Source organism: Gluconobacter sp. OJB, assembly GCF_039638275.1.
Lineage (GTDB): Bacteria > Pseudomonadota > Alphaproteobacteria > Acetobacterales > Acetobacteraceae > Gluconobacter > Gluconobacter cerevisiae.
Map to the genome: position 1 here is coordinate 1 of NZ_JBDIWH010000003.1, position 24,195 is coordinate 24,195.

Annotated in this window: 21 protein-coding genes and 3 pseudogenes; 9 read left to right on the forward strand and 15 right to left on the reverse strand. The window is 59.4% G+C overall.

The window, feature by feature from the left end; translation table 11 throughout:
• Positions 1-299 precede the first annotated feature (299 nt).
• Both repC and ABDK74_RS14060 read left to right on the forward strand, forming a co-directional pair.
• Positions 300-1,544 (forward strand): plasmid replication protein RepC, encoded by a 1,245-nt coding sequence (gene repC / locus ABDK74_RS14055; protein ID WP_346004357.1) that lies wholly within the window; start codon positions 300-302, stop codon positions 1,542-1,544.
• A gap of 52 nt (positions 1,545-1,596) precedes the next feature.
• Entirely contained in the window at positions 1,597-1,881 is a 285-nt protein-coding gene (locus tag ABDK74_RS14060) for a DUF2312 domain-containing protein (protein WP_061490889.1), read from the forward strand.
• Between the two features lie 168 nt (positions 1,882-2,049).
• Here the strand turns inward: ABDK74_RS14060 and ABDK74_RS14065 are convergent.
• From ABDK74_RS14065 to ABDK74_RS14075, 3 genes and pseudogenes are all read right to left on the reverse strand, one after another.
• Positions 2,050-2,699 (reverse strand): annotated as a pseudogene (locus ABDK74_RS14065) (recombinase family protein).
• Positions 2,700-2,834: 135 nt separating this feature from the next.
• Positions 2,835-3,395: a recombinase family protein gene (locus ABDK74_RS14070; RefSeq protein WP_346004358.1), complete on the reverse strand. Its 561-nt coding sequence runs from the start codon at positions 3,393-3,395 to the stop codon at positions 2,835-2,837.
• A 170-nt stretch (positions 3,396-3,565) separates the two neighbouring features.
• Entirely contained in the window at positions 3,566-3,988 is a 423-nt protein-coding gene (locus tag ABDK74_RS14075) for a helix-turn-helix domain-containing protein (protein ID WP_014072603.1), read from the reverse strand.
• A 76-nt stretch (positions 3,989-4,064) separates the two neighbouring features.
• On the opposite strand from ABDK74_RS14075, the gene ABDK74_RS14080 reads away from it, so the two are divergent.
• From ABDK74_RS14080 to ABDK74_RS14105, 6 genes and pseudogenes are all read left to right on the forward strand, one after another.
• Positions 4,065-4,460: a mercuric transporter MerT family protein gene (locus ABDK74_RS14080; protein ID WP_014072602.1), complete on the forward strand. Its 396-nt coding sequence runs from the start codon at positions 4,065-4,067 to the stop codon at positions 4,458-4,460.
• Between the two features lie 12 nt (positions 4,461-4,472).
• Positions 4,473-4,802, forward strand: a complete 330-nt coding sequence (locus tag ABDK74_RS14085) for a heavy-metal-associated domain-containing protein (RefSeq protein WP_004213249.1) — start codon at positions 4,473-4,475, stop codon at positions 4,800-4,802.
• A gap of 37 nt (positions 4,803-4,839) precedes the next feature.
• Positions 4,840-6,258: a mercury(II) reductase gene (gene merA / locus ABDK74_RS14090; protein WP_004213247.1), complete on the forward strand. Its 1,419-nt coding sequence runs from the start codon at positions 4,840-4,842 to the stop codon at positions 6,256-6,258.
• A gap of 91 nt (positions 6,259-6,349) precedes the next feature.
• Positions 6,350-9,323 (forward strand): annotated as a pseudogene (locus tag ABDK74_RS14095) (Tn3 family transposase).
• A 335-nt stretch (positions 9,324-9,658) separates the two neighbouring features.
• Positions 9,659-9,859, forward strand: a pseudogene (locus ABDK74_RS14100) (Tn3 family transposase); the annotation flags it as partial.
• A 368-nt stretch (positions 9,860-10,227) separates the two neighbouring features.
• Positions 10,228-10,638, forward strand: a complete 411-nt coding sequence (locus tag ABDK74_RS14105) for a hypothetical protein (protein ID WP_007284540.1) — start codon at positions 10,228-10,230, stop codon at positions 10,636-10,638.
• Between the two features lie 143 nt (positions 10,639-10,781).
• On the opposite strand, the gene ABDK74_RS14110 is transcribed toward ABDK74_RS14105, so the two are convergent.
• From ABDK74_RS14110 to ABDK74_RS14160, 11 genes are all read right to left on the reverse strand, one after another.
• Complete coding sequence (locus tag ABDK74_RS14110; protein WP_007284539.1) at positions 10,782-11,894, reverse strand: Fic family protein; 1,113 nt, start codon at positions 11,892-11,894, stop codon at positions 10,782-10,784.
• Between the two features lie 263 nt (positions 11,895-12,157).
• Positions 12,158-12,919 (reverse strand): hypothetical protein, encoded by a 762-nt coding sequence (locus tag ABDK74_RS14115; RefSeq protein ID WP_007284538.1) that lies wholly within the window; start codon positions 12,917-12,919, stop codon positions 12,158-12,160.
• Positions 12,916-13,644 (reverse strand): hypothetical protein, encoded by a 729-nt coding sequence (locus tag ABDK74_RS14120; protein ID WP_007284537.1) that lies wholly within the window; start codon positions 13,642-13,644, stop codon positions 12,916-12,918. Before ABDK74_RS14120 ends, ABDK74_RS14115 begins: the two co-directional genes overlap by 4 nt.
• Complete coding sequence (locus ABDK74_RS14125) at positions 13,645-15,384, reverse strand: 2Fe-2S iron-sulfur cluster-binding protein (RefSeq protein ID WP_346004359.1); 1,740 nt, start codon at positions 15,382-15,384, stop codon at positions 13,645-13,647. It abuts the gene before it with no gap.
• A gap of 10 nt (positions 15,385-15,394) precedes the next feature.
• On the reverse strand, positions 15,395-15,781 hold the full coding sequence (locus tag ABDK74_RS14130) for a hypothetical protein (protein WP_346004360.1): 387 nt from the start codon (positions 15,779-15,781) through the stop codon (positions 15,395-15,397).
• A gap of 133 nt (positions 15,782-15,914) precedes the next feature.
• Positions 15,915-16,478 (reverse strand): cytochrome c, encoded by a 564-nt coding sequence (locus tag ABDK74_RS14135; protein WP_007284535.1) that lies wholly within the window; start codon positions 16,476-16,478, stop codon positions 15,915-15,917.
• A gap of 66 nt (positions 16,479-16,544) precedes the next feature.
• Positions 16,545-16,937, reverse strand: a complete 393-nt coding sequence (locus ABDK74_RS14140; RefSeq protein ID WP_018307592.1) for a hypothetical protein — start codon at positions 16,935-16,937, stop codon at positions 16,545-16,547.
• Between the two features lie 80 nt (positions 16,938-17,017).
• On the reverse strand, positions 17,018-17,824 hold the full coding sequence (locus ABDK74_RS14145) for a copper resistance protein B (RefSeq protein WP_062268971.1): 807 nt from the start codon (positions 17,822-17,824) through the stop codon (positions 17,018-17,020).
• Entirely contained in the window at positions 17,821-19,557 is a 1,737-nt protein-coding gene (locus ABDK74_RS14150; RefSeq protein WP_346004361.1) for a copper resistance system multicopper oxidase, read from the reverse strand. Before ABDK74_RS14150 ends, ABDK74_RS14145 begins: the two co-directional genes overlap by 4 nt.
• A gap of 76 nt (positions 19,558-19,633) precedes the next feature.
• On the reverse strand, positions 19,634-20,008 hold the full coding sequence (locus ABDK74_RS14155) for a hypothetical protein (RefSeq protein ID WP_062268967.1): 375 nt from the start codon (positions 20,006-20,008) through the stop codon (positions 19,634-19,636).
• 35 nt (positions 20,009-20,043) lie between these two features.
• Entirely contained in the window at positions 20,044-20,316 is a 273-nt protein-coding gene (locus ABDK74_RS14160) for a metal-sensitive transcriptional regulator (protein ID WP_061491050.1), read from the reverse strand.
• Positions 20,317-20,407: 91 nt separating this feature from the next.
• Here ABDK74_RS14160 and ABDK74_RS14165 point away from each other — a divergent pair, with 91 nt between their 5' ends.
• On the forward strand, positions 20,408-22,786 hold the full coding sequence (locus ABDK74_RS14165) for a heavy metal translocating P-type ATPase (protein WP_346004362.1): 2,379 nt from the start codon (positions 20,408-20,410) through the stop codon (positions 22,784-22,786).
• A 92-nt stretch (positions 22,787-22,878) separates the two neighbouring features.
• Here the strand turns inward: ABDK74_RS14165 and ABDK74_RS14170 are convergent, their stop codons facing one another.
• A complete protein-coding gene (locus tag ABDK74_RS14170) occupies positions 22,879-24,156 on the reverse strand; it encodes a hypothetical protein (protein WP_061491049.1) in 1,278 nt (425 codons plus the stop codon).
• Positions 24,157-24,195: the final 39 nt, after the last annotated feature.

Here is a 24,195-nt window from a genome sequence, read left to right on the forward strand (position 1 = left end):
GGGCCTTTCTTTCTCGCTACAGGAGAAGCATAAAGGCAAATCGCCTATTTGGGCTTGAAGAAGGAATTGTTTGAGTGAGTTAGCCAGAGCCCAGATACGTTTAAGGCCCCGCTTTCACGAGGCCCTAAGAACGTAGTCCCATCGGTCGCCAAACCGATTGAACTGGATTGAAATTCATCTGCTGAATTTTCAATCCTACATTTCAGCTTCGAATGCAAGAGTTTTTGCAAACGGGAGGGGCTTGTTTGAAGGGTTGGAGAGCAGGGCTTCGGAAATCCCGAAATCCTGAGAAGTTTTCCATGACCTATTCTCTTTCGCATGACCCCCATCAGGCCGGGTTGAGGCGCATCACCCCGGCCATGATCCTGGCCGAAATGCAGTGTGAGGCCCTGCCCCGCAGCGGCGCCACCAAAGCCCAGATCCTCAGCGCCTTGCATACGGAGCCCCGAGCGCTTGGTCTTCAGCCGCGCCAGTCCGATCTGCTTGGCTTTCTGATCAGCCGCACGAAGCCGGTGGACTGGGAAGACGACAATCTTACCATCTGCTCTGTGCGCAATCGCGACATCTGCGAGCGGTTCGGGATCGAGAGATCCACGGTCAAACGGTGGCTTCGTGGCCTCAGCGAATTGGGCTGGATCATCATGCGCGATAGCCCGAATCAGCAGCGCTGGCTAAGGCGCGAGGGCCGCAATGGTGCGATCCTAGAGGGATACGGGTTCGATCTGTCGCCGCTGTCTCGGCGCTACGACGAAATGCTCCAACGCGTCGAGGCCTTCAGAGAGCGGGAACGCGAAGGAAAGCGTCTGCACAAGAGAGCCATGGTCTTAGGTCGCCGCATTACGGCCCTTTGTGCCACGGCCCTGGAGACGACGGCTGACAGGCCGACGGTGATGAGCATCCAGCAGAACGGGCATCAGCTCCTGGCGCTGCGTGGCAATGACCACGACCTGGACATCCTGTCGCCGCTGGTTGAGCAGATGGAGGGTTTGGTCGAGCGTCTGGAAGCCATGATTGCAGGGTCTGACCCTGTGGAAATGGACCCCATGGGGCGCACTGATGGACCCCATAATACTGATACAAACCCAAATACTATAACTAAAGTTACTGTAAGCGGAGCCGGCTGCGCCGGCGTTGGCATAGACGAAGTGGTAGTTGGGTCTGACAGTGCCTCCCGTTCCAAGGCTTCACCGCTTCGGGGCTTTAAGGCCGGACCGAATTTCCTTCTCCAGCTTGTTCCTGATTTGCGAGATCTCTGCACAAGCAGTCGCCCACATGAGGCCGAGCTGATCGAGGCCGTCGAGATGCTGACAGGTTCTCTGGGAATTTCGTCTCATGCCTGGCGTCAGGCGTGCAGCGTCATGGGCCGATACGAGGCGGCCGTCGCCGTCTGCGTGATTTCCGCGAAGTCCCGAAAAGGGAAAGTGCGGTCGGCTGGTGGCCTGCTTCGGGCCATGATCGAACGTCACCTTGACGGAACGCTTGCTCTGGACCGGACCCTCTATGGGCTGGCCTCGGATCTTTCGACCGACCGAACCTACCATTGACGCATCAGTCGCAGATTGAGCTTGCAGAATGGGCGAGTGAAAGGAGAACTCTATGTTGGCACATGAAGAACAGGACACAGCATCTGCTGAGACCACCGTTCAGACCGGAGGAATTGCAGCGGATCGCCTGAGATCCATCATTGAACGGGTTGAACGCCTGGAAGAAGAACGAAAGGCGCTGGCCGGAGACATCAAGGACATCTTCAGCGAAGCCAAGTCGGCCGGGTTCGACGTCAAGATCATCAAACAGATCCTGAAGCTGCGAAAAATGGAGCCCGCCCAGGTCGAGGAACAGGAAACCCTTCTGGACATCTATCGCCGTGCTCTGGGAATGTGACTTACCGGTGTGTCCATTGCGGACACACCGAGAAGGAGAGACCAAATTTCTACGCCAGCAATAGCGGCATTGTCCTACCGTGTGGCCATGGTATCCGGGATTGTTGGGATCAATTTGATCTTGGCCGGCTATGCGCGGGTGAAGTATCTGCGGTCTAACCCATCCCCGTCAGGCCTGTCGTCTGCGGCGGTTGAGCGACTTCTTCTGATTGTTTTCTGCGGTACGCTCGTCAACATCACCGTCGCTTTCCTCACCCTCTGAGCGTGGTTGCCAGCCAATCCGCTCAAGAGTGTTCAACAGGGTCGTGCGTGGGATTGTGAGGCGTCGCGCAACGGAGAGCTTACTCTCACCCTTGTTGAGGTGTCGAGCGCCATGTCCAAACGCTCCTGACTGATCGACGGGGGCCGTCCGCCTATTCGGCCTCGACGTTTTGCGGCCGCAAGCCCTGCCATGACACGCTCATGAATCAGAGCGCGTTCGTATTGAGCCAAAGCGCCAAACAAAGAGAACATCAGCTCGCCATGAGACGTTGTTGTGTCCATCTGTTCGGTTAAGGAACGGAAGGATACAGATTTGGCCTTCAGATCTTCTATGATTGTCAGGAGATGCGGAAGAGATCGACCCAGCCGATCCAGCTTCCAGACAACGAGTGTGTCACCACTCTTTATATAAGAGAGACATTTTTTAAGACCGGGTCTGTCATCGCGTGCTCCAGAAGCCTTGTCCTGGAAGATGTGTCGCTCATCGACGCCCGCCTGCACCAGAGCATCGCGCTGCAAGTCCACTGACTGGCGATCATCGACAGAAGAAACGCGCATATAGGGGTCGTTTGCGGGAGGGGGCGAAATCCTACGCTAAGGATTTAGGCCAGCGATATTCGCCGGTGAGGTTGGCGTCACCTCAAGCTTTGTACGCTGAACAACGATTTTCCGGACATAATGTGAACATTGGTGTCAGGCAGCGGCGCGAAGGTACTGGTAGAGGGTTTCGCGGCTGATGCCCATGTCGCGCGCGATGGTCGCCTTGCGTTCACCGGCGGTAACGCGGCGGTGCAGATCGGCAATCATCTCATCCGAGAGCGACCGTTTCCGCCCCCGATAGGCGCCGCGCTGCCGAGCGATCGCAATGCCTTCGCGTTGCCGTTCGCGGATCAGGGCGCGCTCGAACTCAGCAAACGCACCCATGACCGAGAGCATCAGATTGGCCATCGGGGAGTCCTCCCCCGAGAAGGACAGGCTTTCCTTCTCAAACTCGATCCGGATACCTCGCTTGGTGAGGCCCTGGACCAGCTTGCGCAGGTCATCCAGATTGCGGGCCAACCGATCCATGCTGTGGACGACGACGGTATCGCCTTCGCGGGCGAAAGTGAGCAGAGCCTCAAGCTGGGGGCGGTTGACGTCCTTGCCCGATGCCTTGTCGGTGAAGGTCCGATCGAGCGACTGACCTTCCAATTGGCGATCCACATTCTGATCGAACGTGCTGACCCGGACATAGCCGATCCGTTGCCCCTTCACTGCGCACTCTCTCCATCAAAATGTCAGGTTGAAATCTATGATACGCAACGACATTCGTCAACAAATTCCGTTTAGTACCCTAATCTGACAGAAACCGCGGTAGCGCCCTGACGTCCGGTTAGGCTATACTCCAAGCTGACATCACAAAATCAAATCCCTCAAAGATGGCGTCAATTGCCTTGATGGGGTAAAAACTGGAGTGCTTCCAGGATGGGACATTCGGCAACGTCATCTCCAGTGCATCTGGCTAACGTGGTCGCCAGCGTCACCTCTATCTTCTGCAAATCTGCAATGCGGCGGCGGACATCTTCAAGGTGGAGTTCGGTTCTCGCCATAACCTCCGCGCAGGTTTGTGCACCGGTATCGGTGAGCGACAACAATGACCGTATCTCATCCATTGCATAGCCAAGGTCGCGCGCGCGCAGGATGAACTGCAACCTTTGCACCAGTTCCGGCGAATAGACGCGGTAGCCGTTGGAACTGCGAGGCGGCCCCGGCAGCAATCCCACCTTCTCGTAATAGCGGATGGTTTCGAGATTGCAGCCTGTTTTCCGGGCAAGCTGGGCACGCAAGATGCCGACCTGTTGCTCCATGAAAATACCTCTTGAGTCTGTAGTGGCTACAGAGCCTACACTGCGAATCACTCAGTTGGAACAAGGGATTCAAGCCATGGTCTCAACGCCGGAAGCGGGACAGCCAGCCCTCACCGAAAACCACGAGCCGAAGCAGGCAAACTGGGTTGCGGCGGGCGCATTGATCGGCGCGGGGCTCGCCTCGGCTTGCTGCGTCGTCCCGCTACTGTTGGTTATGCTCGGAATTTCCGGCGCGTGGATCGCCAACCTGACGGCGCTCGAACCTTACAAGCCCTATGTCGCAGGCGTAACGCTCGCGCTGCTCGGCTACGGCTTCTGGCATGTCTATTTCAAGCCGAAACCGCCCTGTGAAGACGGTTCCTACTGCGCTCGTCCACAATCGGCTTGGACCACCAAGGCGGTGCTGTGGCTGGGCCTTGCCGTCGCCATCCTGGCGCTCACCATCGACTGGTGGGCACCCTGGTTCTATTGAAAGGAAATACCCATGAAAAAGACAGTATGTATCGCTATGGCCGTGCTGGCTATGGCTGGCGGCGGGGTCGCCTATGCAGTTAGTGGCACGGCGCAAGATCGCCCCGCGGCTACCGCAACCGCTCAGAAGCAAACCACCTTTGCCATAGAGAACATGACCTGCGCCACCTGCCCGATCACCGTGAAGAAGGCGATGGAAGGCGTCGCCGGGGTAACGGCGGTCACGGTCGATTTCGCAGCCAAGACCGCGCGCGCAACCTATAACCCGCGCCGCACCAATGCTGCTGCGATTGCCGCTGCATCAACCAACGCGGGTTATCCGGCGCGCGCTATTCAAAACTGAGCGGGGCGCCGCCAGCGCCTCAAGAAAGCGATAAGCAATGAACGACTGTTGCAACCGCCCCGGGCAGGAAGGATTTGACGTGGCCGTCATCGGCGCGGGTTCTGCCGGGTTCTCCGCCGCGATCGCCGCTGCCGATCTGGGCGCGAAAGTGGCGCTCGTCGGTCACGGCACGATTGGCGGCACCTGTGTCAATGTTGGCTGCGTTCCTTCCAAGACGCTGATCCGCGCCGCCGAAGCGGTGCATGGTGGGCTTGCCGCCGCGCGCTTTCCCGGCCTTGGGGGCGCTGTCCAGATGGATGACTGGTCCGTATTGGCGGCGTCGAAGGACGATCTTGTCACGACGCTGCGCCAAAAAAAATATGTCGATCTGCTGCCCGCCTATGACGGTGTGAGCTATATCGAGGGCAAGGCACGCTTTGCCGATGGTGCGCTGATTGTCGGCGATGCGCCCATGAAGGTCGGCAAGGTCATATTGGCGATGGGTGCGCACGCCGCCGTGCCGCCGATTCCGGGGATGGACAGCGTGCCCTACCTAACCAGCACATCGGCGCTGGCGCTGGATCGCTTGCCCAAATCGCTGCTGGTGATCGGTGGCGGGGTGATCGGGGTAGAACTGGGACAGATGTTTTCGCGTCTGGGCGTTGATGTCACCATCTGCTGCCGAAGCCGCCTGCTCCCCGAAATGGACCCGGAAGTGAGTGCCGCGCTGAAAAACTATTTGGAAGCCGAGGGCGTGCGGGTTTGCGCAGGTGTCGGCTATCAGCGTATCGCCCAAACACAGAGCGGGGTCGAATTGACCTGCGAGGGGCATTGTGACACCGTCGCGGCGGAACAGGTGCTCATCGCCACCGGACGCCGACCCAATAGCGACGGGCTTGGGCTGGAGGAGCGCGGCATAGTGCTTGCCCGTAATGGTGGAATCGTCGTCGATGACCACCTCGAAACGTCGGTTCCAGGCATTTACGCGGCGGGCGATGTAACGGGACGGGACCAGTTCGTCTACATGGCCGCCTATGGCGCAAAACTGGCCGCGCGCAACGCGGTGACGGGCAACCAATACCGCTACGACAATTCCTCCATGCCATCCGTCGTCTTCACCGACCCGCAAGTCGCCAGCGCCGGCCTCACTGAAACGACAGCACGGGCGCAAGGCCTGGACATCAAGGTTTCGCTGCTCCCGCTCGATGCTGTGCCAAGGGCACTGGCAGCACGCGATACGCGGGGTCTCATCAAACTGATTGCCGACAAGGCGAACGACCGTTTGCTGGGCGGCCAGATCATGGCACCCGAAGGCGCGGATTCGATCCAGACACTGGTGCTGGCGATCAAACACGGCATGACCACCCTGGAATTGGGTGCAACGATATTTCCTTACCTGACCACTGTGGAAGGCCTCAAACTGGCGGCCCAAACGTTTGATAAGGATGTCGCCAAACTGTCTTGCTGCGCCGGGTGATTGCTCGGGGATCAACCGGCAACGAATGGCCTCCCTCCAGTGCAAGCCGCTTTGGTGTCAATTTTGTTATTCGCCTCAGCGGGAGAGCAAAATGGCACGACGCCGACTTCTGACCGGAGACGAGCGCCGGCGCCTGTTCGATCCTCCTGTCCAAGAAACCGCGATCATTGGGCATTATACCCTTTCTGCGGAAGATGTTGAATTGGTTGGGCGCCGCTATGGTCCAGCAAATCGCCTCGGTCTGGCTGCACAAATCGCTTTGATGCGACATCCCGGCTTTGGTCTGCAACCCGAGATCGGGCTTCCCGACGTCATTCTTCAGTACCTCGCGGCACAGTTATTCGTCGATCCTTCCTCCTTCTCTGCATATGGTCAGCGCGCGCAAACCCGTACCGATCATGCCGATCTCGTGGCGCGTTATCTTGGCATACGCCCGTTTCGACGCGGCGACCTGGCACTTGCCCTGAATCTTGCCGCGCAAGCCGCCGAGTATACAGACAGAGGTGAACCGATTGTTCGCGCCCTCATGGTTGGCCTGAAGGGTGAGCGGTTCATTCTTCCGTCAGGCGACACACTGGAACGCGCCGGTCTTGCTGGCCGGGCACGCGCACGCAAAGCTGCCGCAGCCGCAATCGTCGAAGGCCTCAGCTCTGCTGAACTGACACGGCTAGACGAACTCGTAATCAACAACCCGGATTTCGGCATGACACCGCTGGCGTGGTTGCGTAATTTCGAAGAAGCCCCGACTGCGGCCAATATCAATGGCTTGCTTGAGCGCCTGCGCTATGTTCGCGGCATAGGTATCCACCCGGTAGTTGGGGGCGCCATTCCGGAATTCCGCTTTGCCCAATTTGTCCGCGAGGGCGGCGTGGCACCGGCATTCCTGCTTTCGGATTACAGCGTCAATCGCAGGCGGGCGACGTTGACGGCCGCAGTGATCGACCTTGAGGCCAGACTTGCCGATGCCGCGATCCAAATGTTTGACCGACTTATCGGCGGCATGTTCACGCGCGCGCGGCGTGGGCGCGAGCGTCGCTACCAAGATAGTATTCAGTCGGTGGGGCAACTCATGCGGCTGTTTGGCGCCACGATTACAGCACTTGATGAGGCTGTCCAGAATGGCGGCGATCCGCTCGAATTGATTGACGAAGCGGTGGGCTGGCACCGGCTTGTTGCGGCAAAGGCCCAAGTAGATGCCCTTGCTGATCTTGCCGGCGAGGACGCACTGGTAACGGCAACCGAGCGTTACGCCACGCTACGGCGTTTCAGCCCGGCATTTCTGGACGCCTTCACCTTCAAGGCGTCTGGAACGGGGACGGCACTGATCAAAGCCATCGATGTCATTCGCGATGCGAACACACGAAAGTCGCGCGACCTTCCCGATGGCGTTCCACTGCCATTCCCCAATCGGCAGTGGAAGCGTCTCATCACCGAAAGCGGCCGTATCGACCGCCGACGTTATGAAATTGCGATCATGGCAACCTTGCGTGATCGTTTGCGCGCCGGTGATGTATGGATCGAGGGAACCCGCAACTATCAGCGCTTCGATGCCTCTTTGCTGGGTCGGCGCGACGCCGCCAAAGTGGCGGATGTGCTTCCGTTCGATTCAAATGCTGCATCCTACCTCGCTGACCGGGCACGAAATCTTGACTGGCGGCTGCGCCGATTTGCCAAGCAGTTGAAAACAAACAAGCTTGAGGGAGTGTCGCTCGAACGAGACCGGCTCAAGCTTCAGCAAATGCCGCCTGTCACCCCACCGGAAGCTGAAGCCCTCGATCGCAAGCTCGATACCCTGCTTCCCCGCGTGCGCATCACCGAGCTGCTGCTTGAAGTCGCCGAACGCACTGGTTTTTTGAACGCATTCCGTGACCTGCGCTCAGGCAAGGAGCACGACAACCCCAGCACGGTACTCGCCGCAATTCTGGCTGATGGCACCAACCTCGGGCTGGAGCGGATGGCCAATGCCAGCGAAGGCGTCAGCTATGCCCAACTCGCATGGACCCACAACTGGTATCTTTCACCCGAGAACTATCAGGCCGCGCTGGCCATGATCATCTCAGCCCATCACGAATTACCCTTCGCGCGGCATTGGGGCGCTGGCACCAGTTCGTCGTCCGATGGCCAGTTCTTCCGGTCGGGGCGGAGCCGTTCAGGGGCGGCGGACGTCAATGCCAAATATGGCGCCGAACCTGGCGTGAAAATCTATTCTCACCTTTCCGATCACTTCGCATCATTCGGATCACGGATCATGTCCGCGACGGCAGGTGAAGCGCCTTACGTGCTCGACGGGCTTGTCCTGGGCGCCGGCAACCTTCCGTTGCATGAGCACTATACCGATACCGGCGGCGCCACCGATCATGTTTTCGCACTCTGCCACCTACTCGGGTTCCGCTTCGCGCCACGGCTGCGCGATATTGGCGACCGCAAGCTGGGTTCGATCGCTGCGCCATCGACATAGTAACAAGGGCATCGAAAATCTGATGGGCCGCACCATCAAAACGGCAGCGATCGAGGCCGATTGGGATGACATCGTCAGGATTGTCGCCTCAATCAAGGATGGCACGGTGGCGCCGTCAGTAATCTTGCGAAAACTTGCCGCCTACAAACGCCAGAACAGGCTGGATTTTGCATTGGCTGAACTGGGCCGTATCGAGCGCACTTTGTTCACGCTCGATTGGCTTGAACAACCGGAACTGCGACGTGCCTGTCAGGCCGGTCTCAACAAAGGCGAGGCGAGGCACACGCTTGCCGCCGCCATCTATACCAACCGGCAGGGTCGGTTCACCGATCGCTCGCTGGAAAATCAGGAATTTCGCGCATCTGGGCTGAACCTGCTGATTGCGGCGATTTCCTACTGGAACACGGTCTATCTCGACCGGGCCGCCCAGCACCTCAACGCTGTCGGCACGACGTTCGATGCGGCACTGCTTGCGCACCTTTCTCCGATGGGCTGGGCGCACATCAGTCTGACCGGCGATTACCTCTGGGAGCAGGCCAGGCGACTTCCAGCAGGTGAATTCCACCCACTCAACGAGCCAATGGCGCGGTTGAAGCGTGTAGCGTAGCCCATGTTCCGCTTATGTCCGAGAAATCGTTGTCTGGCGAACAAACCTTGAGGTGACGCCTACACGAAAGTGCGTGTTGCGTACGCTTGGGGTGAACACCTATGGAACGCTCTCGCAGAGTCCCTACTGTGAAAGACGTGTTTATGCCGAAATCGGTAGCGTTCGACATCCTGTGGCGGGGCGAGCGCCGGATGCGTCACTGGGGTGTAGATATTGGCACTGTTTCGTAAGAGATACATGCCACAAATTATAATGCGTTGTGCCTCGTCTATATGGGGGATGTCAGCATGTGAAATAGTCATGGGTGTCACGTTGAACCCCAGATGCGAACAGGGGATCGGCGTTTTGAAAATCAGGCCTATCGGGCGTCAGGTTTAAACCTGCTGGTGGCAGCGGTTATCCTATGGAATACGCGCTATCTTCAGTCTTCCATCGTAACGCTCGGCATTTCCGATGACCTGGCGCGGCATATTGCACCCCTCGGTTGGGAGCATATCTCTCTGACAGGGGACTATCGCTGGAATGTCGATGAATAACCCGACGTCGACGCGTTACGACCGCTTCGGGTGCTTGCATCCCTGCTTGTCGCTTGAACCCCAATGCTGGCGGTTCTGTAGGTGTTCACCCTAAGCGTACGTAAAATACACTTTCGTGTCGTGACCCCTATGTGCGGTGACCTCACGGTTTGCCTCGGGCACTTATGATGCACACACCGATTGCCACGGCAGTTGCCTTACGCCGTGGATGCGCGTGTTCGGGCACGCCGATCACATCTTTCTCTCACGAGGCTGACGCCGCGCCCTCAGAGGGCGTTTTCAGGACGACTGTCTGGTCCCGGCGTCAATGCAGCGCCGTGGACCAGGCCTCGCTGCATCTGATCTGAATACCGAACAGGAAATGAATCATGTCCGAGATCACCATGGACACAGAGAGCCATTACGGCGCGGGACACCGTCTTGAAACGGCTCGCACCGAGGAGGGCGTCATGCCGTTTTTTGACGTTACCCTTATCGAACGTGTCGTGACCTCAGACGAAGTGACCTTCAGGGTCGCGGCTGCATCGGCGGAAGCGGCTGCGCGTCTCGTCCTTGCGGCGGTTCCCGATGACACGGAACCGAATGGCGTGCGCCGGGTGAGGTTGCCCGATGGTCAGGAAGGCGGTCTGGAACCGGAGGAGGTCACGCATGGCGAGATCACGGCCCGCGTGAGTTTTGCCGGCGTTGATGAATGCTGCGGTGAATTCGGTCCTTCGAGCTTTTATGATCCTGGCATCGTGGACAGGATTGCCTCTCAAATTGCAGCAATCGCAATTTGAGAACAATGCAGGATTAACAGGACGTTTTGACAGACTTTTTTCCGTCTCGGCCTGATCTCATTTTTTATCTCATCGCCCAGCCCTACCAACGCTACAGTAAATCTACCGCACTGGGACACCTCCAGTTACCCCGGGTCGATGCTCTACACCTCAGGGAAAACCAGTACGTAGCTCGTGCTTCTGCCTCCTGCTGCCTCCCTGGCCAGAATATCGCGCGATACGAGATCATTGATATCACGCAGGGCTGTATCCGGTGACGTCTTTGCAAGCTTCGCCCATTTGGAAGAGGTCAGCTTGCCCTCGAACCCGTCCAGCAGACGGTTCAGCATGAGGCGTTGCCGGTCATTGATCGATTGCCCGGCCAGATTGTCCCAGAAACGGGCTTTCTGGATGACTTTTCCCAAGACCAGATCAGCACGATCAAAGGCCCGATCCAGAGCCCCCAGAAACCAGAGCAGCCAGGCCGTGATGTCCATATCCCCTTTTTGAGTGGCCTCAAGGATCCCATAGTAATCCTTCCGCTCCTGACGGATCTGGGCTGACAGGCTGTAGAAACGCTGGTCCGTCTGCTCCGAGCGCGCCAGCATGAGGTCGCCGATAGCCCGCGCCATGCGCCCGTTTCCGTCTTCAAACGGGTGAATGGTAACAAACCACAGATGTGCGATGGCTGCCTTCAGCACAGGATCCAGCGCTTGTCCGGCATTGCACCAGTTGAGGAAGACCTGCATCTCCGCGGGCACCCTGCTGGCTGCTGGCGCCTCATAATGAACCTTCTCTCGTCCGACAGGGCCTGACACGACCTGCATCGGGCCGGTTCTGTCATCACGCCATCCTCCGACCAGAATACGTGACATGCCGTTTCGGCCGGTTGGAAACAAAGCCGCATGCCAGGCGAACAGTCTTTCTTCGGTCAGCGGATCGGCATAATGTCGGGTCGCATCCAGCATCATCTCCACGACGCCTTCGACATCCCGATCCACCGGTGCCAGTGCGCCAATATCCATGCCCAGTCGCTGGGCGATGGAAGAGCGCACCTGCTCACGATCGAGGTTTTCGCCCTCAATCTCGCTCGACTTGATGACATCTTCCGTCAGGGTCTGGAGCACGGCTTCCGACCTGAAATCGAAGCCGAGACTTTCCATACGGCCTAGGAGGCGTCCCTGCCGATGACGCACCGCGGCTAGTTCATGGGCAATGGTATCCTTGTCCCACTGAAAGCCGGGCCAGTCTTCATGCTGATGAATGTATCGCGCCATATTCCCTGCACTCCTTGCGGAGAATATGGCGCTTAATCACCGCAAACCGCAAGGCTATATCCGCATGATATGCGGAAAATAAGTGAGTTCTTCCACCCATCTGTTCGAAACTCGGAAGAGAAGTCATCAATGAGTCAAGCCCCCATGTCACTACAACTGGTCTTCCGTGAATCACCGATCGCATCCGTTGGGAATCCATATTCCGAATTTTCTGCCAAAGTAGTGCTAAACACGTAGGGTAAGTTTTCGTGACTCAGTCAAGATTAATGGTGCTTATACCACCCGTATCCTCGAATATTGTTCCACGCATCGGTGGTATGACACGCATAGCAATGCTCCACTGGCGCATCCTGATGTGCCACGTGCTGCGAAATCATTTTAAAATGCATCATGTAATGGCTGGGCGGCGCCTTGTGACATTCGTTGCAATCCGTCGATGTCTGATCGGCGGGATGCTCAAATGATGAGATCAACCACGTATTTGTAGCGTGGCAGGTCGCGCAGTCAGGGCCAAAGCGTGCGCGATGAGGATCGACGTTGGAGTGACAGCTTGCGCAATTCAGACGCTGGGCGGAGTTACCAACCGGAAGATGCCCGACCGGCATAGATGATGCCCCGACGATCCCCACTGCCTGCAGTTTTGCGACAGTGTCTGACCAAAACTCCGTCCTTGTCAGCGCCCCGTGATCCATCATGGTCATGTGTGGCCTTTCGCCGTGCTCCACATGACAGGAGGTGCATTGCGTCGCCGCAACATGAAACCGGGTAGATTGCTTATCGGCGAACGACGCCAGAGAATGACATGTCACGCAGTTATTACTCACAACACCTGAAAAGGGCTTGTGACAGGTCTCGCACTGGCTCGCTATAAACTGATGCGCCTTCGAGACCGGTCCCGGACTCACCAGTCCTTCCCAGCCTGGAATGGCGTTACTGCCGGAATGATGCATGGTAAGCGGCACCGCCACACCAACGATTAAGGCCGCGGCCGCAAAAATCGTATAGAGCAGGACGACGGGCTTCATATCCACCTCAACCCGTAATACACGCCCGACCAGATATGAAGAACCAGCAGAAAATAGAGGATCGTCGCAAGAACAATGTGGACCTTACGCCATCGCCCGAACAATGAATTCACGACGTTCTCCGATCTGACAGCGTACTCGACATCTGCCAGCGCGGAGGCGATGGTGGCTTCGCTATCCAATGCACCCCGCGTACCCGGATAGGCCGATGTCAAAAGAAGACGCTGAACGATGTTGCGGGGCGCATCCGACGTCTCGGACATCAGATGCGCCATCCCGGCACCGGCAAGTGCGGCGCGAAGTTGTGCCAACTCCTGGGCGCGGCCACGCAGTCCACGGCCGATCTGAATCAACATGTAACGTCCGACATAGCCGCTGATGACGAGGACGAGCATGATGCCGGTGAGGGAAATCCCCATCGGGCTGTCGAATTTGTGGGCCGCGTGGATCAGGCCGAGAATAGGAGCCAGAACGCCGGCATAGATATGCACCGACAGCAGAGTGCGGCTCTCAATCCGAGGTGCAAAATAACGATGCACGACAGGAATCCGCTTTCCCGCCACATAGATCAGCGGCACCAGCATCAGGATGGCGGCGGAAATGCCAATCAGACTGCCGGCCAAGCTTCCGGGAAAGCGCGGTGCGACATGCACCAGAAATCCCAGCGGAAACAAGACCAGCAGGACAACCAGAGCACCAACGACAATTGCGCTGCGTTCCTGCATTTATGCCTCCACCACAAGCGGGCCACCGGTCGTCTTCGCCTGGCAGGCCAGGATGAAGCCCTTGGCCTTGTCGGCCGGATCGAGCCCATCCTCAACCGCCATTGTCACCTGGCCTTGCAGCAGGTGTGTCATGCACATGCCGCAGATCCCGGACCGACAGGAGGATGGAATAGTGACGCCGGCCGCGTCCGCCGCGTCGAGAACCGATTCATCCAGTTGCAACGGGGCCGATTTCCCCGATGTGGAGAAAGTAATGGTCGTCGCCGCAGGGGTGGTTGCTGGCGACGAGGATCCCCGTGTCGGCGTTGCAGCAACGGCCGCTGGTGCCGGCTTCATCGCAGCCGGTCCGAATGCCTCGCTGTGAACATTGGCAGCCGGTACGCCAAGATCCGCCAGCATCGTCTTCATGCTCGCCATCATACCTGGTGGCCCGCAGACATGGATGCGTCGGTTTACAAGATCAGGCACTGACTGCTGGAGCAACTCCTTCGTAATGCGCCCTTCTGGTCCAGACCATTCAGTTCCCGGCGATCGCCGCATGGTCGCAATTACACGCAGCTTGTCGTTACGGCGTTCCAGCCATTCGATTTCCTGGCGAAAGACATAGTCCGCGCTTTCATGCGCAGAATAGACAAAGTAGATGTCGCCCGGCCAGACGATGTCGGTCAGATATCTTAGAACTGCCATCATCGGCGTAATGCCAACGCCACCGGACAGCAGGACAATGGAGTCCGCTTCCTCACCGGTAAAGGTAAACATTCCAGATGGACCAGCAATCTTCAGAAGGTCGCCTTCCTTGACCGTATCGTGCAGGTAACGCGAGACGAGGCCCTGTTCTTCGCGTTTGATCGTCAGTTCCAGATGTTCGATTCGACCCGGCGATGATGCGATCGTGTAGGATCGGGTCGCGGGCTTGCCAGATGTCGGCTCGATCGTGAGCTGGACGAATTGGCCCGGTTTGAAATCGAATGGAATCCGCCCCCCATCAGCGGGCACTAGATAGAAGGTCGCGATCGCCGGGGTCTCCCGGATGACACGAGCAACTTTCAGGCTACCACGCCAGAGCCCCTGCCGAGGTGGAATAACGGTCGACACGACGGTCCCATCGCCTGAACCCGGAGTGGGTGGCACCGGTGGCTTAGGGCCGTTGTTCATCGGCGATGGGGGCGCAGGCGGTGAGGGGGGCTGCGGCACAGACACCCTGGTGGCATTGAGGATCTCCTGCACCCGGTGCAACCGCAGGATCTGCAAAATCAGCAAAGCGATCGAAACCAGGATCAGGATCGTCATGAACACCAGGTGGGCCGGCGTCAGTCCGAAAAATAGGCCGTTTTGCTGGCTCGCCGCGATTGTCGGCAGACCCATCTGTGCCGTGAACCAGTTGAATGCCACCATTTGAGGATTCACGAGGCCGGTTGCGGCCGCGCGCGCGGCCATTCCGCTATCGAGCAACGCAACACCCTCATGGAGATGTTGGCTGGACCGACGCATCGTCTCCCACGACAGGGACTGAGCGGCATCGACCGATGCAGCGCCGACTTCGCGAAGACCGTCTTGAAGCCTCTGTGCCGCAATATCGGCCAGCATCTGACGTTCGACGTCGGTCAGCTTCGGATGCGTCATCATGAAAGTATAAAGCGGCGTGTGACCGCGCGCTCCGCAACAACCCGCGTCGGCCTTGTCTGCTCCGGGAACCGCACTCAATGCCTGCCCAGCCTGAGGCAGCATGCGGCTCATCATATCGCCCTGCTCAGCCGGCCTGGATGATGGCGCACCGGGGGGGGACCGCCGCGCCCATGCCAGGGTGATGGCTCGCATGCTCGTCACCACCCATCGACATCATGCTGCCCATGTCGGACATGCCTGAGTCGGGTCGAGCGGGGGGCGTCTTCATTCCGCCGGACGATTCGGCACCCCGGTCGGCATCCCGGGGCGCTGCCATAGGCCCATCGTCCTCCGGCTGATCCCGCCGCAGCGCCAGAGAAGGTGGCGGACTGCCTGCCGTAGGCCCCGCCATAGTGCCGCTGGACATGGCCGGAACAGTGGGAGACTCACCCGGAGCCTGAGCGAGTCCCTCTGACATGCTGACGAGCAGCGTCATGATCACGACACTCACGCTCGAAAAGATGCGCCTCATGGTTTCTCCAACACGTCATCATCCTCGGCAAAGCGCATACCGACCCATTTTCCGGACGTCGTCAGGAATAAGAAATTACTATACGGGGGTATGGCATATTTTCCTTGATCTCGATCAATTATCGCAGCGGCATCTACGGTCGGGGCATCGGCATATCCATGTCGTGATGCGTATGATGTCCGCCAGCTGCTCCTGCCTGGGCGACCAGCGCCTGGTAGTCAGAACTGTTCATTCCCGGAAGGCTCCCGAGAAACGCAACGATGTTCCAGAGATCATCATCACCATGATCCGCCCAGGACGGCATGCCCGACATCTTGATGCCATGCTTGAGGATCCAGAACAGTTCGCCCGGTGTATAGCGTTGCGCCACATCCTTCAGAACCGGCGGCTTCGGATACATCCCCACCGCCATATCCTCGGCCTCGACGCCCGGCGCGGAATGACAGGAGGCGCAATGCGTCGAAAAATGCGATGCGCCGCCGACGAGCCGTGCCTGCGTTTCAAGATCGACAGGTGCGGTAATGCCCTCGGCGTGATGCCGGATTGAATGGAGGCGTGCCGTTTCCAGAACACGATAGGTCAGCCGCCAGTGCGGCGAGGTGGCGCCCACATCATACAGGCCACCGAAAACGACGGTCGCTCCTGCGCCGATCCCAAACAGCAGGATACCGGCGAACCCCCAGATCAGTCTTGTCATACGTGCCTCCCTTGGCCTTTCCAGGGGCGACGCTGATGGCGCCGCCCCGCTCCGGTCTGGACCCGATCAGCGCTGATGAACCGCGTCAGGCATGCCCTGCGGCCCCATCGGCATCTTCATGCCGCTTTCCTTGTCACCGCAGCCCATTTTCATCTTGTGATCTGACGGCGCCATGGCGTGGCCGTTCGACATATTCATGCCCTTCATCTTCATACAGTCTCCCATCTTTCCCTTCATTTTCATGCCCTTCTCCATGCCCTCCATGCCGGAACCGGACATGCCGTCCATTTTCATCTTGTCGTGGTCCATCCCCGACATGCCGGACATGCCCTGCATCCCGGACATATCCTGACCCTGCGGCTGGGCCGGTGCCGGAGCGGGGGTCTGGGCATGCGCAACCGAGACCGTGGCCAGAAGTGCGGCCAGAGCGGCCGAGAACCTGAAATTGATAGTCAGCATTTGTAAGTTCTTTATCTTTTGTTATCTGAAACGGGGCCGCACGGAGCGCCCCGCAACGACTTCACATCGGGCAGGAGCGGTCAGAACCACGTCCTGATCCCGAAGGTGAAATTCAGGTCATGGACACGCTCATTCCTTGAACGCGCCATGTCGGCGGCCTGACCGAACGTGCCGGAGTAACTCACGCCGATATAAGGCGCGAATTTCCGATGCCATTCGTAGCGAAGCCGCAATCCCGTATCGATATCGGACAGCCCGGTTCCGACGCCGCGCGCACGATCGGACGCGGAATAGAAGTTCATCTCGACCTGGGGTTGGAGAATCAGGCGATTAGTCAGCAGGATATCGTATGAGCCCTGCAGACGCCCCGCCGCACCCCGGTCGCTGAAATAGGCCGTGGCCTCCACATTGAAGAAATATAGAGCCAGTCCCTCGACCCCGATCGCGCCCCAGGCCCGTGTGGGGCCGTTGTCAATATCGAGACGCACGCCGGTCTGGACATCGAAATACCGGGAGATAGCACGATCATAAAGGGCCTCATGGTCTCCATCACCGAACTTGCCGTTTGTGCCGACCGTGCCTTCGGATTTCAGCCAGAGCTTGTCGTAGTCGGTGCCGAACCAAGCCTGCCCATCGTAACGGAACTGCCCGCCATCGGCACCAAAGCGCGCCTCGAACTGGTCGAGCAGCGCATGCATGTAGATGTTATGGTCCATGACCGGCTGGATGCCGTTGATATAGACCACGGGCGCGGGAGCCGAGGCGGTCTGCGCTTCCTGGGTTCCTTCGCTCTGGCGTGCCGGGACTGACTGGGCGCGTCCCGTGCCAGGTACCGCGGTAGCCAGTCCAGCGGCAAGGACCGTGCCACCTATCAGACCCCGGATCACGACACCACCACCGTGCGGAACATGCCCACCTCCATGTGGTAGAGCAGGTGGCAGTGATACGCCCACAGCCCGGGTTCGTCCGCCGTGACCAGGTAACTCAGCCGCTCACCCGGCTTGACGGTAATCGTGTGCTTGTAGGGTCGGCACTCGCCCTGCCCATTTTCCAGTTCACTCCACAACCCATGCAGGTGGATCGGATGCTCCATCATCGTGTCGTTGATCAGGACGAAGCGCACCCGCTCGCCCAGGGTGAGACGAATGGGCTCCGCTTCCGAGAACTTCTTGCCGTCAAACCCCCAGATGAAGCGTTCCATGTTGCCGGTCAGATGCAGGGTGATCTCGCGCGATGGCGGGCGCGGGTCCGCGCCCGGGATCGTCGCCCGCAGATCGGCATATGTCAGAACGCGGCGACCATTGTTCTCCAGCCCGTCGCCCGGTTCCGCCAGCCGGTTGATCGGCATCATGGCGACACTCTGCACCGCGACGCCGGGCTTCAGCTCTGTTTTATGCCGCGACGCAGCCGCCATGCCCGGCATATCCATCGCAGCGGCTCCGGGTCTGTTGGCCTCCTTCATGTCCATATTCCCCATGCCCATGTCGGTCATGGTGCGCAGCGGGCGCGGGTCCATGGGCGGGACCGGACCGGCAAGGCCCGGACGGGTGGCGAGCGTGCCGCGTGCGTATCCGGTACGATCCTCAGCCTGGGCAAAGACCGTGTACGGTCCATCGGCGGTGGGCTCGACAATCACATCGTAGGTTTCCGCAGGTCCGATGCGGAATTCATCGACAGGGATGGGCTCCACGTCATTACCGTCGGCCTGAACGACGGTCATCGTCAGGCCGGGAATGCGCACGTCGAACAGCGTCATCGCCGATGCATTGATGAAGCGCAGGCGTATGCGCTCGCCCGGTCGGAACAGGCCCGTCCAGTTTGCAGCAGGCGACTGGCCGTTGATCAGGTAGGTGTAGATGATGCCCGACACATCCAGAATGTCGGTCGGCGCCATGTTCATGGCACCCCATTGCAGGCGATCTCGGATCGTCGCACCCAGCCCCTGCCGATGTGCGTCACGGAAGAACGTGTCCACCGTACGCTGGCGGAAATTGTAGTAATCGCTCTGGAATTTGAGGTTGGAGACGATGTCCTCAGGATCGACGTCGGTCCAGTCGGACAGGACCATCACATAATCGCGGTCGAAATGCTGCGCGTAACCGTCTCTCGGGTCGATGATCAGAGCCCCATACAGGCCCGTCTGCTCCTGGAAGCCGGAATGGCTGTGATACCAGTAAGTGCCGCTCTGATGCAGCGGGAAGCGATAGGTGAACGTGTCACCCGGCGCGATCCCGCCAAAGCTCAGACCGGGCACGCCGTCCATGTCGGCCGGCACCCGGATTCCGTGCCAGTGGATCGAACTGGGCTCATCCAGCCGGTTGGTGACATTCAGTTCGACTGTGTCGCCCTGACGCCACCGCAGGATCGGCGCGGGCGTGGAGCCGTTCACACCCACCGCGTGCATGCGCGCACCGGTGATATTGACCGGCACAGAACCGACCGTAAGGTCGAAACGGGTGCCAGGCAGCGGGTCGGGCCGACCCGACGCCGGTGTATAGACCGGAGCGTAGGCGCCCGCGCTGCGCTGCGGGACGGCCAGCGCCGCCCCCCACAGGCCCGTCCCGATGACGAAACGGCGGCGCGTGATCGCGCCCCGTCCCGTAAGTGATCGTATTGACATGAATAATAGTCCGCAAAAGAGAGAAGGCGGAACCTGTCATAGGTCCATGACCAGCCCTGACACTGTCAGAACAGAATCAGGCCATCTGTCTGGGCGGCGGCAGGGCGGGCGCGAACGCACGGCCGACCATGCGATCTGAGCGCGACATGCCGAAAGGCGCGGTAACACCTGCGTAATCAAACGCCCTGGTCACGGATGGTGGCATCAGCCAATTGGCGACGCAGGAACCCTGGACACAGCAATCGCCGCAATGATGACATGGGTGATGATCGTGGCACGGTTCATGATTGCAATGTGCGGTCGCCGCATCCGCATGAGATGGCATCTGCATCCCTGGCATGTCGACCATCGGCTGGGTAACCAAAGCAACTGTAGAAGACACCGTGCCGGCATGACCCGGCATGATGGACGCCAGCATCAGCCCCACCTGCAGAAGCAGGCAGGCCAGCAACCGTCCCAACCGTGTCGCGCCGATCCCTTGCACGTCTACCCCGTTATCTTGCTGACCGTTTCGATCAGTTCTCCGATCTTTTCCTGACGCTCCACCGGATCGCCGGATTCGATCGCCTCTACAACGCAGCCCGCGATATGTTCGCGCAGAACAAGCCCCTCGAGCCGATGCAACGCCGCCTTGGCGGCCCGAAGCTGAAGCAGAACATCCACGCAATAGCGGTCGTCGTCCACCATTTTCTGGATGCCACGCACCTGACCTTCGACCCGTTTCAGGCCCTGTGAAATCTTTACCCGTGACTGCCTCATTGCAATATACCCTACCGGGGCATACCTTGAAGTGCAAGCGATTATGGCATACTTCGACGCCGCGGCTGGCGGCCACAAGCAAGGGGGCTTCATGACGAACGACAATACAGCAGCTTGCGCGTCCCATCTCCATGGAGATGGTCCCACCCCGGCAGCGACCGGAGTTGACGCGCACCTGGTCAAGGATCCTGTGTGTGGCATGACGGTCGATCCCGCGACGGCGACGCATCATGCCGACCATGATGGCCGGACCTGGTATTTTTGCAGCGCGCACTGCCAGACAAAGTTCGAGGCCGCCCCCTGTCATTACCTGCACAAGGCGGACACGACGCCCATCAAGCCTCAGCCCAGGCGGGCCGGGATGATCTGGACCTGCCCGATGCACCCCCAGATCCGACAGGATCACCCCGGCTCCTGCCCCATCTGCGGCATGGCGCTGGAACCGGAGGAGCCATCCGACGCCGACATGCCCAACCCGGAACTCGTGGATTTCAGCCGGCGCCTATGGGGAGCGAGCATATTGGCGGTCCCGCTCGTCGTCATCGCCATGGCGGCGGATATGGGAGGGCTGGCATTTTTCGATGGCGGCCTGACGAACTGGATTCAGTTGGCGCTTACGGCACCAATCGTGCTGTGGGCCGGCTGGCCGTTCCTCGAACGCGGCTGGATGTCTCTCCGCACCCGGCATCTGAACATGTTTACGTTGATCATGCTGGGCGTCGGCGCGGGCTTTCTCTACAGCATCGCCGCGACAGTAGCCCCTGGCCTGTTCCCTGCTGCCTTCCGCATGCATGACGGGTCGGTCCCAGTCTATTACGAAGCCGCAGGTGTTATCGTGGCCCTGGTGTTGGCCGGGCAGGTCCTGGAACTGCGCGCCCGCGCCCGTACCAGTCGCGCCATTCGCGCCCTGCTGGATCTCGCACCGAAAATCGCACACCGGGTCGGCGCGCAGGATCGCGAGGACGACGTACCGCTGGCCCAGATCGTGCCCGGCAATCGGCTCCGCATCCGGCCGGGGGAAAGCATCCCGGTGGACGGCACCGTCATGGACGGGCGCTCCAGCGTGGACGAAGCCATGCTGACAGGAGAGCCAGCACCTGTCGCCAAGGGCCCGGGTGACAAGGTGACGGGCGGAACCATCAACGGCACCGGCAGCCTGCTGATGACGGCCGAGGCCGTTGGCTCGGACACGATGCTGGCCCGAATCGTCAGCATGGTGGCGGCTGCGCAGCGTACACGGGCACCGATCCAGGCGGTGGCGGACCGGGTCTCCGGCTGGTTCGTGCCGCTGGTCGTGCTTGTGTCCCTGCTGACCTTCGTCGTCTGGCTTCTGGTCGGTCCGCAACCGCGCTTCGGACACGCACTGCTGAACGCCATTGCGGTCCTGGTGATCGCCTGCCCGTGCGCGCTGGGCCTGGCCACTCCGATGTCGATCATGGTCGGCATGGGACGCGGGGCGCGAGCCGGCGTGCTGGTTCGCAACGCCGAAGCACTGCAGGCGCTGGATACGGTCGATACGCTGGTGATCGACAAGACCGGCACCGTAACGGAAGGCAAGCCCCGGCTGATCGCGACCGAAACATCAGGTGCATGGGATTCCAGCATCGTCCTGCGGTTGGCGGCATCACTGGAAACGCAGTCCGAGCATCCGCTGGCCCAGGCGCTGGTCGCCGCGATGACGGCGCAGGGCCTTCAGGCCGCATCGGTCGGGGATTTCGCCTCTCAGACCGGCCTGGGCGTGACCGGCACCGTGGACGGGCATGCCGTCGTCGTCGGAAACCAGGCCCAGATGCGGCAGCAGGGCATCGATGCGTCAGCATTGATCCCTGTCGCGGACAGCCACCGGGCGGAGGGCGCGGGCGTCATGTTCGTCGGCATCGACGGACAGGCCGCTGGGTTGCTGGTCGTGGCCGATCCGTTGAAGACCGACGCGAAGGAGACCATCGCGGCACTGCACGCAGTCGGCATGCGGATCGTGATGCTGACGGGCGACAACGCCCGGACTGCGGAAGTCGTCGCCCGTCAGGCGGGGATCGACGAGGTGCATGCCGACCTCAAGCCTGAGGACAAGGCCGCAATCATTCGTGACATGCAACACAAGGGAGCCCGTGTCGCCATGGCGGGCGACGGCGTCAACGACGCGCCGGCCCTGGCCACCGCCGATATCGGAATCGCCATGGGCACAGGCACCGATGTCGCGATCGAAAGTGCTGGGATGACACTGGCACAAGGCAGCCTCGCCGGACTGGTACGCGCCCGCCGCCTGGCACAGGCAACGATGCGCAACATCCGGCAGAATCTGGCATTCTCCTTCCTGTTCAATGGGATCGGCATTCCACTTGCCGCAGGTGTCCTGTATCCCGTCTTTGGCCTTACGCTGTCGCCCATGTTCGCGGGAGGCGCGATGGCCCTGTCATCCCTGGCCGTCGTGACAAACGCACTGCGGCTCAATGCCCTGAGACTTCGATAAAAGCAGATTGCCTATTTCGTTCGGAAGGCATGCCTATCCGCGACAGGAACCCACACGAAGCGATGACCCGTTCATTACAAGAGCATAGATTTTCACGCAGGGATCAGCAGATGGGATATAGCTTGAATGGGTTTCATACCCTGCCCAAAGCGCTCAATGGCCTTACGATCCTTCTCAAGCGCCCCGTAAGGCAGATACCGGACTTTCAGATCGGCAATCCTGCTGAAAGCCGGTCGCCGCAGTTGTTCCCGCACATCGGCTTCCCGCTTATCCGGCGCAACAAGGAACAGTCCCTCCAGGGCCTGCGCCTCTGACCCGAGAGCAAGATCCAGCATCCGCACGATGCCGGAATAGATGGTCGTTGAATGCTCAACCTCGAAGGCTGCCACAATCCTGTGGCTTTCCCGACCGAGCCACAGAACATCGATCAGGCGCACGGATTCCGCTCCCTGCGTTTCCGTCGTGAACCCCGGCAACATCGACAGACAGCCATCTCCCAATTTACCGTCCTGCCATGGACGGCCACGATCATTGGCAGCAATCCAGACATCATACCCTAGGGAAAGCCCCAGATCGCGAAGCCAACCCTGAATTTCGGTATGGGTGTGATCCGTTTCCCGCTCTGCGGCGAGTATCCGGGCTTCTTTTGCGCTCTGCTCCCTCACCTGGTGAAGATCGGCTTCCCAGAGTTTTCGCGCTGTTTCATCATCATTGAGAGGCGGCGCCGTATAGCGTCCGCTTCCGACGTCAAACAGCAGTCCTCCAATGGCGCCCAGATCATTGGACAGCAGCGAACGATAAGTCGCATTCAGCTTCAGGATGCCCTGCCGCATGGCAAGATATTCCTCCCAACGCCCCAGCTTCACCTTTGATCCGGTCAGGGCATTATAGCCCTTCACGATCGCCGTATTGAAAGGCGGCATGATTGTGGGGTGCAGGAAATACAGCAGATTGGCGACGGCTGGCCCCAGTCCCTTTATCTTGCGGGCATCAATCGCATGAATGGCCGAGACCACATGCTCTTCGGTATTGCAGCACAGACAGGTATCAAGAAGCAGCCCGAATGCTTTCTGGTTGGCAGGATTTTCGTAGATATCGGGAATGCGCAGCTTCGGCTTCCACAGGAAGGCGTGATCCGCACCCTTGAAAATCTGGCGCTGCTCCGCAATCGAATGAACGACCGTTTCCAGAGAGGAACCACGATAGGCGACCCCGAATGTGCTCTCGGCTATCTCGGCAACGACCTGCTGCAGACCACGGCGGATAGACCGAAAATTCTTGATACGTTCGTCCCACAGAAACCAGCTCTGATAGGTCCCTGCCGGATCGTCCCGCCAGCGAAGGATAAGGTCTAGAATCAGGTCGGTCATCAATCCAGAAACTAAAATTACATTCGTTTCTAAGCCTGA